Origin of the sequence: Pseudomonas sp. W22_MBD1_FP4 (assembly GCF_052113765.1) — a bacterium.
GTDB classification, from domain to species: domain Bacteria; phylum Pseudomonadota; class Gammaproteobacteria; order Pseudomonadales; family Pseudomonadaceae; genus Aquipseudomonas; species Aquipseudomonas sivasensis.
On record NZ_JBGQOI010000029.1, the window covers coordinates 49,431 to 64,256 of the forward strand.

The 14,826-nt window shown below is 60.7% G+C and carries 11 protein-coding genes; 10 read left to right on the forward strand and 1 reads right to left on the reverse strand.

The window, feature by feature from the left end:
• Positions 1-40 precede the first annotated feature (40 nt).
• The 5 genes from ACEN2T_RS27115 (at position 41) to ACEN2T_RS27135 (ending at position 7,059) form a co-directional block, all read left to right on the forward strand.
• Complete coding sequence (locus ACEN2T_RS27115; protein ID WP_442117832.1) at positions 41-3,556, forward strand: DUF2339 domain-containing protein; 3,516 nt, start codon at positions 41-43, stop codon at positions 3,554-3,556.
• Positions 3,556-4,908, forward strand: a complete 1,353-nt coding sequence (locus ACEN2T_RS27120) for a DUF3999 domain-containing protein (RefSeq protein ID WP_442117834.1) — start codon at positions 3,556-3,558, stop codon at positions 4,906-4,908. The genes ACEN2T_RS27115 and ACEN2T_RS27120 overlap by 1 nt, the downstream gene beginning before the upstream one ends.
• A gap of 109 nt (positions 4,909-5,017) precedes the next feature.
• Positions 5,018-6,028, forward strand: coding sequence for a class 1 fructose-bisphosphatase (locus tag ACEN2T_RS27125; RefSeq protein WP_003237460.1), 1,011 nt, complete (start codon positions 5,018-5,020; stop codon positions 6,026-6,028).
• A gap of 176 nt (positions 6,029-6,204) precedes the next feature.
• Positions 6,205-6,459, forward strand: a complete 255-nt coding sequence (locus ACEN2T_RS27130) for a lipoprotein (protein ID WP_032890159.1) — start codon at positions 6,205-6,207, stop codon at positions 6,457-6,459.
• Between the two features lie 30 nt (positions 6,460-6,489).
• Positions 6,490-7,059: a lipocalin family protein gene (locus ACEN2T_RS27135; protein ID WP_032890161.1), complete on the forward strand. Its 570-nt coding sequence runs from the start codon at positions 6,490-6,492 to the stop codon at positions 7,057-7,059.
• Between the two features lie 114 nt (positions 7,060-7,173).
• Here ACEN2T_RS27135 and ACEN2T_RS27140 read toward each other — a convergent pair whose 3' ends face one another.
• Positions 7,174-8,538: a formimidoylglutamate deiminase gene (locus ACEN2T_RS27140; RefSeq protein ID WP_442117833.1), complete on the reverse strand. Its 1,365-nt coding sequence runs from the start codon at positions 8,536-8,538 to the stop codon at positions 7,174-7,176.
• Positions 8,539-8,685: 147 nt separating this feature from the next.
• On the opposite strand from ACEN2T_RS27140, the gene hutC reads away from it, so the two are divergent.
• The 5 genes from hutC (at position 8,686) to ACEN2T_RS27165 (ending at position 14,675) form a co-directional block, all read left to right on the forward strand.
• Positions 8,686-9,396 carry a histidine utilization repressor gene (hutC, locus tag ACEN2T_RS27145; RefSeq protein ID WP_442117835.1) on the forward strand — a complete coding sequence of 237 codons (711 nt, stop codon included), beginning with the start codon at positions 8,686-8,688 and terminating at the stop codon, positions 9,394-9,396.
• Positions 9,393-9,950 (forward strand): HutD/Ves family protein, encoded by a 558-nt coding sequence (locus ACEN2T_RS27150; RefSeq protein WP_032890165.1) that lies wholly within the window; start codon positions 9,393-9,395, stop codon positions 9,948-9,950. The genes hutC and ACEN2T_RS27150 overlap by 4 nt, the downstream gene beginning before the upstream one ends.
• A 405-nt stretch (positions 9,951-10,355) precedes the next feature.
• Positions 10,356-12,026 (forward strand): urocanate hydratase, encoded by a 1,671-nt coding sequence (hutU, locus tag ACEN2T_RS27155; protein ID WP_032890167.1) that lies wholly within the window; start codon positions 10,356-10,358, stop codon positions 12,024-12,026.
• A 142-nt stretch (positions 12,027-12,168) separates the two neighbouring features.
• Positions 12,169-13,641 carry a purine-cytosine permease family protein gene (locus tag ACEN2T_RS27160; protein WP_179179644.1) on the forward strand — a complete coding sequence of 491 codons (1,473 nt, stop codon included), beginning with the start codon at positions 12,169-12,171 and terminating at the stop codon, positions 13,639-13,641.
• A 68-nt stretch (positions 13,642-13,709) separates the two neighbouring features.
• Positions 13,710-14,675: an ABC transporter substrate-binding protein gene (locus ACEN2T_RS27165; protein ID WP_032890172.1), complete on the forward strand. Its 966-nt coding sequence runs from the start codon at positions 13,710-13,712 to the stop codon at positions 14,673-14,675.
• Positions 14,676-14,826: the final 151 nt, after the last annotated feature.

Genomic DNA, 14,826 nt, shown 5'->3' on the forward strand with positions numbered 1-14,826 from the left:
TCGATATACTGAGCGCCGGTTTGCTTAGGGAATATCGACCATGCAATGGATTTTCATGCTGATTGGCCTGGTTGTCGGCTGGACGCTCGATGAGTCGTTCTATGACGCAGGCATCGGCGCACTGCTGGGGTTGGGCATTGGCCAAGCGATTGGCCTGTCGAAGCTTGCGGCCCAGGTGCGACAGCAGGCGCGTCAGTTGGAAACCTCGCAGAAGTCGGTGATCGCCCTCGGTGAGCGACTGCGGCAATTGGAAGTGCCCGCGCCGGCCAGCCCCGCGGTGGTCGAACCCTCCATCCCTGAACCGACACCCATCACCAAGGCCCCCGAACTGGTTTGGGAGCTGCCGGCCGAATTGGCGCCCGTCGCCATGGTCGCCGAACCAAGCCCTGCATTGCCTGAAGACGCCTGGAAGCCTGCTCCGGCTCCGCGCCCTCCTGAAGAACCTGCTATCCCCCGTGGCCCCAACCTGTTCGAACGTGCCCTCGCTGGCGCACGCAATTGGCTGTTTGGTGGCAACACCGTTCTGCGCGTCGGCGTGGTGCTGTTGTTTCTCGGCCTGGCGTTCCTGCTGCGTTATGCCACCGAAGGCATGGTGGTGCCGATCGAGTTGCGTTACGCCGGTGTGGCTGCTGCCGCTGTCGGCCTGCTGGGCCTGGGCTGGTGGCTGAGACTGCGCAACAGCAACTACGGGCTGATGCTACAAGGCACCGGGATTGCGGTGCTGTACCTGACGGTGTTTGCCGCGATGCGCCTGCATCCGTTGATCGACCCGAGCGCGGCGCTGGGCCTGCTGGTTGCGGTCACGGTGTTCTCGGCGATCCTGGCGGTCACCCAGGACGCATTGGGCCTGGCCTGCGCGGCAGCACTCGGCGGTTTTGCGGCACCGATCCTTACGTCCACCGGTGCCGGTAACCATGTTGCGCTGTTCAGTTATTTTGCCCTGCTCAACGCCGGTATTCTCGCCATCGCCTGGTTCAAGGCCTGGCGCTTGCTCAACCTGATCGGGTTCGTCGGTACCTTCGGCATCGGCTTCGCCTGGGGAATGCGTTCCTACACGCCGGAATTGCTGTGGAGCACCGAGCCATTCCTGATCCTGTTCTTCCTAATGTATCTGGCCATCGGCCTGTTGTTCGCCCGACGCAAATTGCTGGAGCTGGGCGACGCGCCCGAAGGCCGTGATGCGTTGTTGCGCTGGTCGGCTGCCAAGGGTGATTACGTTGACGGCGGCATGCTGTTCGGCCCGCCGCTGGTGGGCTTTGGCTTGCAGTTCGCATTGGTACAGCATCTGGAATTCGCCGCGGCGTTCAGTGCGTTGGGCCTGGGCATTATCTACATGGGTCTGGCGCGGTTACTCAGTGGCGGACGCGCGTTGCTGCTGGCGGAAACGTGCCTGGCCCTGGGCGTGATCTTTGCCAGCCTGGCGATTCCTCTGGGCCTTGATGCACGTTGGACGGCTGCGGCGTGGGCGGTGGAAGGCGCCGGGATCTTCTGGCTCGGTTTGCGCCAGGAGCGACCGTTGGCGCGTGCGTTCGGCTTGTTGCTGCAATTGGGCTCAGCGCTGGCCTTCCTCAGCGAACTGCGCATTGGCGAACACAGCCTGCTCGACGGTGCGCCGCTGGGTGCGTTGTTGCTCGGCGCCGCGTTGCTGTTCAGCTTCGATCAGTTGCGCAAGGCATCGGCGGAGCACGCGGCAGAGTGGGAGCGCAAAGGGCTGCCGGTCCTGGCGTCTCTGGGCTTGAGCTTTTTGTACCTGCTGGCGCCCTTGCTGTTGCTGACCCAAGGCACCGCCATCAGTTGGGCCATCGCCGGTCTGGCGACCCTGTTTATCGGCCTGCGCATTGGCTCGCGCACTTTCCTGTTCACTGCGTTCGCGGTGCAATTGCTGGGTGGCGCGTTATTCCTGGTGCGCTTGCAGGGCGGGGAGGGCGCGGCGGTATTCAATGCGGGCTGGAGTGGTTTGCTCACGGCCTCCCTGATCGGCCTGGCCTTGATTGGCGGCATGCTGCTGGCGGCACGCGACGACATGGTGCGCAGCGATGTGCGGCTGTTACGTGGGTTGTCGGTGGTGCTGCTCGCCGGTCTGGTGTTGATCAATCTGGCGGTGCTGTTTGTGCTGCCATGGGAAAGCGCCAGCGGCGTATGGGCTGCCAGTGGGTTGTTGATCATCTGGCTGAGCTTGTACCTGCAACAGCGCGTCAGTTTTGTGTTTGGGTTGCTGCTGCAACTGGTCGGCGGTGGCTCGTTCCTGCTGGCGGTGCCGCAATTGCTCGGGCCGTTGACCGGCGAAGGCCTGCGTCCGCTGGCGCACAGTGGTTTCTGGACGCCGATGGTGTTGGGCCTGGCCGCCTTGATCGGCGCCTGGCGCTTGCAACGTGAGCCCCATGCGCCGGTGTTTGCGGTGCTGAAGCTGCAACGCTTGTCCGACCTTTTGCTGGTGTGGGGTGCGGCGTGGTGGACATTGGCGCTGGGCGGCGAAGTGTTGCGCTTTGTTCCGCAAGCGTTGCTTGGTTCTTTCCTGCTGGGGCTTGCCGCAGCGAGCGTGGCGATCTGGGCGTTGCTCGCGGCGCGACTGCGCTGGGCATCCCTGGGTGTGCTGTGCACCTTGCTGATGCCGGCGGCGGGCGTGGCGTTGCTGGTGTCTGCCCACAGCTACTATCACCCGGCGGCGCAGTACGGATGGCTGGCCTGGTTGGCGGTGTTTGTGGTGCATTTCATCTCGCTGCGCCGCTTGGCGCCGGTGGTTCCGGCCAGGATGCTGAGTATTGCCCATGTCCTAGGCTGCTGGATGCTGATCGGCGTGCTGGCACTGGAATTGCGCTATGGACTGTTGCGCCTGTCGGCTGAATACAACGCCTGGCGCTGGTTGGGCTGGGCCATCCTGCCAAGCCTGTACCTGGTGCTGGCCGCCGCACCGCGCACCTGGCCGTGGCCAGTGTCGGCGTACCTAAGGGAGTACCGAGTCCTGGCCGCGCTGCCATTGGCTGTGCTGATGCTCGGCTGGTTCTGGCTGGCGAATACCTTCAGCGATGGCACCGCCAATCCGTTGCCTTACGTGCCTCTGCTCAACCCTCTGGAACTGGGCCTGCTCTTCGCGCTGCTGGGTGTTTACCTGTGGTCCCGAAGCGTGGCGCCACAACGCGGGCCGCGTGCCGAATTGGCCGCACAAGGGATCGCGGGTCTCTCGCTGTTTGCGTTCTTCACGGCACTGGTCATGCGCACTGCGCACCACTGGGGCGGCGTGCCGTTTCATCTGGATGCGTTGCTGGAGTCGATGCTGGTGCAAGCCGGCCTGTCGATTGTGTGGACTCTGATCGCCCTCGGCCTGATGATCGGCGGCCACCTGCGCCATCGTCGCGAAGTGTGGTTGATCGGCGCCGCGTTGATTGCGGTGGTGGTGGCCAAACTGTTCTTTGTCGAACTGAGTAACCGTGGCGGCCTGGCGCGGATCGTGTCGTTTATCGGCGTGGGCGGGCTGTTGCTGGTGGTGGGTTATTTCGCACCGCTGCCACCTAAGCGGGCCGAACCTGTGATGGAAACTGAAGGAGCATCCTCTTGATCGGTAAGTTGAGCGTGGCCATGGTGGGCATGTTTGCGGCGCTGGCGGCGTCGGCCCAGGAAGCCCCGGCTGATTTCACCCACCATGTGCCGCTGAGTGTGAGCGGCAATGGCCCCTGGTATCGCCTTGAATTGCCGTTGGCTGTGCAACTCAACGCGCGCCAGGCGGACCTCAGTGACGTTCGCGTGTTTAACGCCGCCGGTGAGCCCCAGGCCTATGCGCTGTCGCGACAAGCTTCCCAGCGCACCGAAAGTCGCAACGTCGCTGATGTGAAGTGGTTCCCGCTGTACGCCGCCGACACTCAGGAAAGCCTGCCCGGCGTGGTGATGAAAACCACCACCGAAGGCACCCTGGTGGAAATCAAACCGTCTTCTGCCGCCAAGCCCGGCAAGCAGGTGTTGCGCGGCTGGGTGCTGGACGCCAGCGCGATCAAGGCACCGTTGCAGCAACTGAGCCTGGACTGGAGCCGTGAGCAAGAGGGCTTCCAGCGTTTCAGCATTGAAGCCAGTGATGACTTGCAGCGTTGGGAGCCTTGGGGCGAGGGGCAGGTGGCACGCTTGTCGTTCGCCGACGAACGGGTCGAACAGCATGACGTCAGCCTGCCAGGACGCTCAGCGCGTTACCTGCGTCTGGTATGGAAGGGGCAGGCGGCGCCGCTGCTGACCTCGGCCAAGCTGGTGAGTGCTACGCGCAGCAGTCTGCCAATGCCGTTGGTGTGGTCGCAGCCATTGGCGGGAACGCGACTCAAGGCTGGGGAGTACAGCTGGCAGTTGCCGACTGGGCTGAGTGTCGAGCGTTTGCGCATTGAGTTGAAGCAGCCCAACACGCTGGCACCGGTGACATTGGCGGGACGCAGCGATGCCAAACAACTGTGGCAGCCATTGAACAATGGCTTGCTGTACCGCCTGACGCAAAACGGCCAGGACGTGGTGCAGGATGAGTTGCAGTTGCCGGGTCAGGTCGTGACTGAACTCAAGCTGCAGGTGGACGAGCGCGGTGGCGGTTTGGGCGCCGATGCGCCGGCGCTGCGCTTTGCGGTGCGCGCTACCCAGTTGGTGTTCCTGGCGCGGGGTGAGCCGCCGTTCAGCCTGGCGTTGGGCAATGCGTCGGTGAAAGCCGCAAGCCTGCCACTGTCGACCCTGATCCCCGATTACAGTGCCGAGCGCCTCAATACGCTGGGACAGGCCAAGGTTGTCGGGGACGTTGCGGTCGCGTCGCCGGTGGTCGTAGCCGCTGTGGAGGACGGGCCGAACTGGAAAAAACTCGGACTCTGGGCCGTCTTGCTGCTCGGCGTGGCGGCACTGGGCGCCATGGCCTACAGTTTGCTGCGCAAGCCACCGGCGGCGCGTTAAATAAAGTCCATGAACTCTATTGGGTTTAAATCCTCTGATAGGAGGAAATACGCCCCGACTCGCGTTAAACTGCGCGGGTTTTCAAGCCCCCCATTCTCCGGAGCCTTACATGTCCCGCGTTACCTTGAGTCGCTATTTGATTGAGCAGACCCGCAGCAACAACACGCCTGCCGATCTGCGCTTCCTTATCGAAGTGGTCGCGCGTGCTTGCAAGGAAATCAGCCATGCCGTGTCCAAAGGCGCACTGGGTGGTGTCCTGGGCAGCATGGGCACTGAAAACGTGCAGGGCGAAGTACAGAAGAAGCTCGACGTAATCTCCAACGAGATCCTGCTTGAAGCCAACGAATGGGGCGGTCACCTGGCCGGCATGGCGTCCGAAGAAATGGACAATGCCTACCAGATCCCGGGTAAATACCCGAAAGGTGCCTACCTGCTGGTGTTCGACCCACTGGACGGTTCGTCCAACATCGACATCAACGCACCGGTCGGCACTATCTTCTCCGTGCTGCGCTGCCCGAACGAATACCTGAGCCAGAACGAAGCCCTGAACGAAAAGGCTTTCCTGCAGCCAGGCACCGAGCAGGTCGCTGCCGGTTACGCGATCTACGGCCCACAGACCATGCTGGTGCTGACCCTGGGTGACGGCGTTAAAGGTTTCACCCTGGACCGCGAAATGGGCAGCTTCGTACTGACCCACGAAGACATCACCATTCCTGCGTCCACCCAGGAATTCGCGATCAATATGTCCAACCAGCGTCACTGGGAAGAACCGGTTACCCGCTACGTGGGCGAGTTGATGGCCGGTGAAGAAGGCCCGCTGAAGAAAAACTTCAACATGCGTTGGGTCGCGGCGATGGTAGCCGACGTGCACCGCATCCTGACCCGTGGTGGCTTGTTCATGTACCCACGTGACAGCCGCGAGCCATCCAAGCCGGGCAAACTGCGCCTGATGTATGAAGCGAACCCGATGTCGTTCCTGGTTGAACAAGCGGGCGGCGCGTCCACTGACGGCCACCAGCGCATCCTCGACATCCAGCCGGAAGGCCTGCACCAGCGTGTAGCGGTGTTCCTGGGTTCGAAGGAAGAAGTTGAGCGCGTGACGGCCTATCACAAGAAGTAAGCTGCGGCGATAAGTGATCGGCGTTGTTGTGAGCCGGTTCACCCTTAAAGAAGCCCCGAAACGTTTCAGCGTTTTCGGGGCTTTTTTGTTTTTACTCGTCGGGAACCAGACACCTGTTTTCCCTTCTAAGCTTCTGGCAGATACCCACGCTGCCTTGTCCCTCCAGGAGTTATTCCATGTCGTTACGCCGTCTCGCTTTGCTGGCTTTTTGCGTGCTGTTGGCCGCTTGCAGCAAGATCAACCAGGAAAATTACGCGAAGTTGTCGGCCGGCATGCCGAAGGCCGAGGTGGAGTCGTTGTTGGGTAAGCCGACCGATTGTTCCGGCGCACTGGGCATGTCCAGCTGCACGTGGGGCGATAAAACCAGCTTTATCAGCGTTCAATATGCCGGTGACAAAGTTCTCATGTTTTCCGGGCAAGGCCTGAAGTAAACCGGGGCGAGAGCCTGCGGGAGAAGAAGAATGATGCGTTTTGTTTTGTTCCTTTGTGCCAGCCTGTTTTTGGCGGGCTGTGCCAGCCATTCTGGCGATGATCTGCAACCCAAGACTGCCGGCAGCGTCAACCTCAAGCGTTACCAGGGCACCTGGTATGAGTTGGCCCGATTGCCGATGTACTTTCAGCGCAACTGCGCGCAGTCCGAAGCACGCTACACCTTGTTGCCCGATGGCGACATGTCGGTGTTTAACCGCTGCCTGACCACCGAATGGAAGTGGGAAGAAGCCAAGGGCACCGCCACCCCGCAAGTGCCTGGCAAGACTGACAAGCTCTGGGTGGAATTCAACAACTGGTTCACGTCACTGCTGCCGGGCGTCGCCAAGGGCGATTACTGGGTGCTGTACGTCAGCGATGACTACAAGACCGCCATCGTCGGCAGCCCGAGCCGGCGCTATATGTGGATCCTGTCGCGCACGCCAACGGTCAGTGCCGATACTCGCGAAGACCTGCTGAGCAGGGCGCGACAGCAGGGGTATGACACCACGCGGTTGATCTTCCGGACATCGGATAAGCAGATGGCCAAGACTTCGCAATAACCTGAGAGCCCCTCAATCCAATGTGGGAGGGGGCTTGCCCGCGATAGCGGTGTGTCAGTATCTGATTTGCTGGCTGACACTCTGCAATCGGGGGTAAGCCCCCTCCCATATGTTTTAACCGAGTAAGTCCCTTAGCACCTGCGTAAATGCCCGGCTGCTTTCTTCTTCGCCTGCATGACGCCCGTCGCGCACCACCCATTTCCCGTTGACCAGCACATCACGCACCTGGCGATCACCGCCGGCAAACAGCCAGCGATTGAGAATGCCATCCTCTGTTGCTGTCGCCAGGTAAGGGTCATTACCGTCCAGCACGATCCAATCCGCACGCTTGCCCACTTCCAGTCGACCAATCGGCTGCCCCAGTGCCTGTGCGCCACCGTCCAGCGCAGCATCGAACAACGTACGGCCAACCATCGGTTGGTCACTGCGATACAAGCGGTTGCGCCGTTGATCGCGCAGGCGCTGGCCGTATTCCAGCCAGCGCAATTCCTCCACTACGCTCAATGACACATGGCTGTCGGAACCGATGCCCATGCGCCCGCCCTGGACGAGAAAATCCACTGCCGGGAAAATCCCGTCGCCCAGGTTGGCTTCGGTGGTCAGGCACAATCCGGCAATCGCCCGGCTCGTTGCCATGCGCGTCACTTCTTCCGGGTTGGCGTGAGTCGCGTGCACCAGGCACCAGCGTTCATCCACCTCGACATTGTCATACAGCCATTGCAACGGACGCTTGCCGCTCCAGGCCAGGCAGTCGTCGACTTCTTTTTGTTGTTCGGCAATATGGATATGGATCGGGCACGTCTTGTCGCTGGCGGCCAGGACTTCATGGATTTGTTGTGGCGTAACAGCGCGCAGGGAGTGGAAGCACAAGCCCAGTTGCTGCGCCGGTTGCGCCGCGAGGATCGGTTTGAGGCGCGCCTGCAGGTCCAGGTAGTTTTCGGTGCTGTTGATAAACCGTCGCTGGCCTTCGTTCGGCGCCTGCCCGCCAAAACCCGAGTGGGTGTAGAGCACGGGCACCAAGGTCAGGCCAATACCGCTGCTGGCGGCCGCGTGGCTGATCTGCCGCGACAGTTCCGTACGGTCGGCGTACGGCTGGCCGCTGACATCATGATGCACGTAGTGAAATTCGGCCACCGAGGTGTAACCGGCCTTGAGCATCTCGATGTACAGCTGGCGCGCAATCACCTGCAGTTGCTCCGGACTGATCTTGCCGACCATGCGGTACATCAGCTCGCGCCAGGTCCAGAAGCTGTCATTCGGGTTGCCGGCGACTTCGGCCAAACCCGCCATGGCGCGTTGGAATGCGTGGGAGTGCAGGTTGGGCATGCCAGCCAAAACTGGGCCTTTGAGCCGCTCGGCGCCGTCTGCACTGGCATTGGCCGCAATCTGTGTCAGCAGGCCATCGGCGCTGACTTCAAGACGTACATCGTTGGCCCATCCATTAGGCAGCAGTGCGCGTTCGGCAAAAAAAGCGGACATGTTCAGAGCACTCCGGTCGTGTGTTTATTTGTATATACATATACAGACGTTTGCCTGCTCGGTAAACTCCGGCAATCTATGCATCTTTTCCCCCTGCAAGGATTCCCTGTGCCGACTCCGCCCGCCAAGTCTTCACTGGCTGCCCACATGGACGAAAGTCCGGCGCCCTTGTATGCCCGCGTCAAACAGATGATCAGCCAGCAGATCCTCAACGGCAACTGGCCACCCCATTACCGCGTGCCGTCGGAGAGTGAACTGGTCAGCCAGCTGGGCTTCAGCCGAATGACGATCAATCGCGCCCTGCGCGAACTCACCGCCGAAGGGTTGCTGGTTCGCATGCAAGGCGTCGGTACTTTTGTCGCCGAGCCCAAAAGCCAGTCGGCGCTGTTTGAAGTGCACAACATTGCTGATGAGATCGCTTCCCGCGGTCATCGGCATACCTGCCAGGTCATCACCCTGGGCGAAGAGGCCGCCGGTTCCGAACGTGCCGTCGCCCTGGAAATGCGCGAAGGCGGGCGGGTGTTCCACTCACTGATCGTGCATTACGAAAACGATATTCCCGTGCAAATCGAAGACCGTTTCGTCAACGCCCTGGTCGCGCCGGAATACCTGCAGCAGGATTTCACCCAACAAACGCCCTATGCCTATCTCAACCAGGTTGCGCCGCTGACGGAAGGCGAGCACGTCGTGGAAGCGATCCTCGCCGACGCCGACGAGTGCAAGCTGCTGCAAATCGAGCCCTCCGAACCGTGCCTGTTGATTCGCCGACGCACCTGGTCCGGACGCCAGCCGGTGACCGCCGCGCGGTTGATCCACCCTGGTTCCCGTCACAGCCTCGAAGGACGCTTCAGTAAATGAGTTTGAAAGTCTGGCGCGCCGCCGATTACGTCCGCATGCCGTGGAAAAACGGCGGTGGCAGTACCGAAGAAATCTCCCGTGATGCCGGCGATGGCCTGGATGGCTTTGGCTGGCGCTTGTCGATTGCCGATATCGCCGAGTCGGGCGGCTTTTCCACCTTCGCCGGTTACCAGCGTGTGATCACGGTAATCAAGGGCGCAGGCATGGTGCTGACCGTGGATGGCGAGGAGCAGCGCGGACTGTTACCGCTGCAACCGTTCGCGTTCAAGGGTGACAGTCAGGTGTCGTGCCGATTGATCACTGGGCCGATTCGCGATTTCAACCTGATTTATTCGCCCGAGCGCTACCACGCGCGGTTGCAGTGGATGGATGGTGTGCAGCGGTTTTTCAGTACGGCGCAGACGGTGCTGGTGTTCAGCGTGGCGGATGAAGTGAAGGTGCTGGACCAGGTACTGGGCCATCACGATTGCCTGCAAGTGGACGGTAACGCTGGCTTGCTGGACATCTCTATCACTGGCCGTAGCTGCATAATCGAACTGACTCAGCGCGGTTAAAAAATGTGGGAGGGGGCTTGCCCCCGATTGCGGTGTGTCAGTACCAGGTGGGCTGACTGATCCACCGCTATCGGGGGCAAGCCCCCTCCCACATTTGTTTCCCGCTGTTGTTGCGATCTGTTTCCAACCTCTGCACCAATTTGTTACCGAATGCCCCAGCGTGGCGCAAAACCATGCTGTCGTGACAAACCTCCCTCGCTGGAAAACCCCTTTGTAAGAAATTTCATCATCTCTCTAAGCCTTAATTTCCAAGGCTCACACACGCTTTCCAAAAAAATCCAAACACCTCACTTAGAAAGTTGGCCGCTTGATTGCATATGCTTGTACATACAAGTAAAGATGTGTGCGTAAGACTCTCCTTCGCACCATCCATGTTCGCGCATCGATCGCCGAGGAGTCCTAGCAGTGACCAAGCCTACAAAATACCGTGACGTCGAAATCCGCGCCGCCCGCGGTAACAAGCTCACCGCCAAAAGCTGGCTGACTGAAGCACCGCTGCGCATGCTGATGAACAACCTCGACCCGCAAGTGGCCGAGAACCCGAAAGAGTTGGTGGTGTACGGCGGCATTGGCCGCGCCGCACGTAATTGGGAGTGCTACGACCAGATCGTCGAGAGCCTCACCAATCTGAACGACGACGAAACCCTGCTGGTGCAATCCGGCAAACCGGTCGGCGTGTTCAAGACCCATAGCAACGCCCCGCGCGTGTTGATCGCCAACTCTAATCTGGTTCCGCACTGGGCCAGTTGGGAACACTTCAACGAACTGGATGCCAAGGGCCTGGCTATGTACGGCCAGATGACTGCCGGCAGCTGGATCTACATCGGCAGCCAGGGCATCGTCCAAGGTACTTACGAAACCTTCGTTGAAGCCGGTCGCCAGCATTACGACAGCAATTTGAAAGGCCGTTGGGTCCTCACCGCCGGCCTAGGCGGCATGGGCGGCGCACAGCCGCTGGCCGCGACATTGGCCGGCGCGTGCTCGCTGAACATCGAGTGCCAGCAGGTCAGCATCGATTTCCGCCTGGCCAGCCGTTATGTCGATGAGCAAGCCACCGACCTCGACGACGCTTTGGCCCGTATCGCCAAATACACGAAAGAAGGCAAAGCCATTTCCATCGCGCTGCTGGGTAACGCGGCCGAGATCCTGCCGGAACTGGTCAAGCGCGGTGTGCGCCCGGACATGGTCACCGACCAGACCAGTGCCCATGACCCGCTCAATGGCTACCTGCCCGCCGGCTGGACCTGGGACGAATACCGCGCCCGCGCCAAGACCGAGCCGGCTGCCGTGATCAAGGCCGCCAAGCAGTCCATGGCAGTCCACGTCAAAGCCATGCTGGAATTCCAGAAGCAAGGCATCCCGACCTTCGACTACGGCAACAACATCCGCCAAATGGCACAGGAAGAAGGCGTGGAAAACGCTTTCGACTTCCCAGGTTTCGTTCCGGCGTACATCCGCCCACTGTTCTGCCGTGGCATCGGCCCGTTCCGTTGGGCTGCGCTCTCGGGCGACCCGCAAGATATCTACAAGACCGACGCCAAAGTCAAAGAGCTGATCCCCGACGACGCCCACCTGCATAACTGGTTGGACATGGCTCGCGAACGCATCAGCTTCCAGGGCCTGCCAGCGCGTATCTGCTGGGTCGGTCTGGGCCAGCGCGCCAAGCTCGGCCTGGCATTCAACGAAATGGTGCGCAGCGGCGAGCTGTCGGCGCCGGTGGTGATTGGTCGTGACCACCTCGACTCCGGCTCGGTAGCAAGCCCGAACCGCGAAACAGAATCCATGCAGGACGGTTCCGACGCCGTATCTGACTGGCCGCTGCTCAATGCCTTGCTCAATACCGCCAGCGGTGCGACGTGGGTCTCGCTGCACCACGGTGGCGGCGTCGGCATGGGCTTCTCCCAGCACTCCGGCATGGTGATCGTCTGCGACGGCACCGACGAAGCGGCCGAGCGGATTGCCCGTGTGCTGCACAACGACCCAGCGACAGGGGTGATGCGTCACGCCGATGCGGGTTACCAGATCGCGATCGATTGCGCCAAAGAGCAGGGTCTCAATCTTCCAATGATCAAGTAACCCATGTGGGAGGGGGCTTGCTCCCGATGGCGGTGTATCAGCCAATAGGTCTGGTGACTGACCCACTGCTATCGGGAGCAAGCCCCCTCCCACAGTTGAGCGGCTGCGACCCCCAAAACAATCCATCAGAGGTTGAACACCCATGGCTGCAAATGACGCGCGTGCAAGTACCACCCCGTTGATCGAGAAACGTTCGATCGACTACATCCCGGAAGCGGAAAGACACGGTCGTCTATTGAGCCAATTCACCCTGTGGCTGGGTGCCAACCTGCAAATTACGGCCATTGTCACCGGGGCCTTGGCCGTGGTGCTGGGCGGTGATGTGTTCTGGTCGTTGATCGGTCTGTTGATCGGTCAACTGATCGGCGGCGGCGTCATGGCGTTGCATGCGGCGCAAGGGCCCAAGCTCGGCTTGCCGCAGATGATCTCCAGTCGCGTGCAGTTCGGCGTATATGGCGCGGCCATTCCGATCGTCTTGGTGTGCCTGATGTACCTGGGTTTCACCGCAACCGGTACGGTGCTTTCCGGCCAGGCGCTGGGCCAGTTGTTTGGTGTCAGCAGCAGCGTCGGTATCCTGATCTTCGCCAGTGTCATCGTGCTGGTCACGGTGCTTGGTTATCGGGTGATCCACTTCATAGGGCGCGTTGCCAGCGTCATTGGTGTGATTGCCTTCGTTTACCTGTTCAGTCGCCTGATGGGCCAGGCTGACATTGGCGCATTGCTGCAAATCCGCCATTTCAGCTGGAGCAGTTTCTTGCTCGCGGTGTCCCTCGCCGCCTCTTGGCAAATCGCGTTTGGGCCTTATGTGGCGGACTACTCGCGCTACTTGCCGAGCAGCACGTCGTCGGTGAAAACCTTTCTTGCTGCGGGCGCCGGTTCAGTGATTGGCGCACAAGTGGCGATGATTCTCGGCGTGTTCGCCGCCGCCATGGCCAACGGGCAATTCGCCGGTCATGAAGTGGCCTACATCGTTGGTTTGAGTGGTACGGGCGCCACCGCTGCGCTGCTGTATTTCAGCATCGCGTTCGGCAAGGTCACCATCTCCACACTGAACTCCTACGGCAGCTTCATGTGCATCGCGACCATCATCAGCGGCTTTCGTGGTCGCCTGGAGGTCACGCGTCTGCAGCGTCTGGTGTTCGTGCTGCTTATCGTCGGTACGGCGACCCTGATCGCATTGCTCGGCCAGCATTCGTTCCTCGGTGCGTTCAAGTCTTTCATTCTGTTCCTGCTGGCGTTCTTCACGCCCTGGAGCGCGATCAACCTAGTTGACTACTACTTCATCACCCGCGAGCGCTATGACGTGCCGGCGCTGGCCGATCCAAACGGGCGGTACGGTCGTTGGAACCCTCTGGGTATCAGCGTCTATGTCTTCGGGGTGTTGGTGCAGATGCCGTTCATCGCTACCAAGTTCTACACCGGTCCGCTGGTGAGCGCGCTTGGGGGTGTGGATATCTCCTGGATCATCGGCCTGGTGCTGCCGGCCGCCCTGTATTACCTGTGTGCGAAAAAATGGCACGGCAGCGTGCCCGATCAACTGATTCTGCCGGTCGAGCAGGACAATGTTGTACCCACTAAAAAAAGCGGGGCCAGTCGCGCTGCGGCGCGGGCCTGACAGGACGTGGACAAGGCAGGACGCCTTTTGACTGCCGTAATCCATTTCATGATTGGGAGCGTCACACAATGAAAATGCATAAGACCCTGCTGACCACGTTGTTCTCTGCAGGCTTGCTGGCCAGCGCTGGCGCCCAGGCGGCCGGTTGGTGCGAGTCCGGTAAACCGGTGAAATTCGCCGGGCTGAACTGGGAAAGCGGCATGTTGCTCACCGACATCCTGCAAACCGTGCTGGAAAAAGGCTACGACTGCAAAACCGACAGCCTGCCGGGCAACTCCATCACCATGGAAAACGCCCTGAGCAGCAACGACATCCAAGTGTTCGCCGAAGAATGGGTCGGCCGCAGCGAAGTCTGGAACAAGGCTGAGAAGGCCGGCAAAGTCGTCGGCGTTGGTGCGCCAGTGGTGGGCGCAATCGAAGGCTGGTACGTGCCGCGCTACGTGATCGAAGGCGACGCCAAGCGCAAGCTGGAAGCCAAGGCGCCGGACCTGAAAACCATCGCCGACCTGGCCAAGTACGCCTCGGTGTTCAAGGACCAGGAAGAACCATCCAAGGGCCGCTTCTACAACTGCCCGGCCGGCTGGACCTGCGAGCTGGACAACAGCGAAATGCTGAAAAGCTACGGCCTGGAAAGCACCTACACCAACTTCCGTCCAGGCACCGGCCCGGCGCTGGATGCGGCGGTGCTGTCGAGCTACAAGCGTGGCGAGCCGATCCTGTTCTACTACTGGTCGCCGACGCCGCTGATGGGTCAGGTCGACCTGGTCAAGCTTGAAGAAAAACCTGGTGTGGATAAAACCGTGACCATCAAGGTCGGCCTGTCCAAGACCTTCCACGAACAAGCCCCTGAACTGGTGGCCGTGCTGGAAAAGGTCAACCTGCCCATCGACCTGCTGAACCAGAACCTGGGACGCATGGCCAAGGAGCGCATTGAGTCGCCGAAACTGGCGAAGATCTTCCTCAAGGAACATCCTGAAGTCTGGCACGCCTGGGTGAGCGAAGACGCAGCCAAGAAAATCGACGCGGCCTTGTAGGTCAAGTGTGCACGGCTACCCTGAGGGGTGGGGGGGGGGGGGGGGGGAAAAAAAGGGAGAGAGAGAAAAAAAGGGGTTTTTGGGGGGTTGTGTTTTCTTTTTTCTTCTCGGTTGTCGGTTTGGGGGGGTTGATTGTTTCCCACTACTGCAA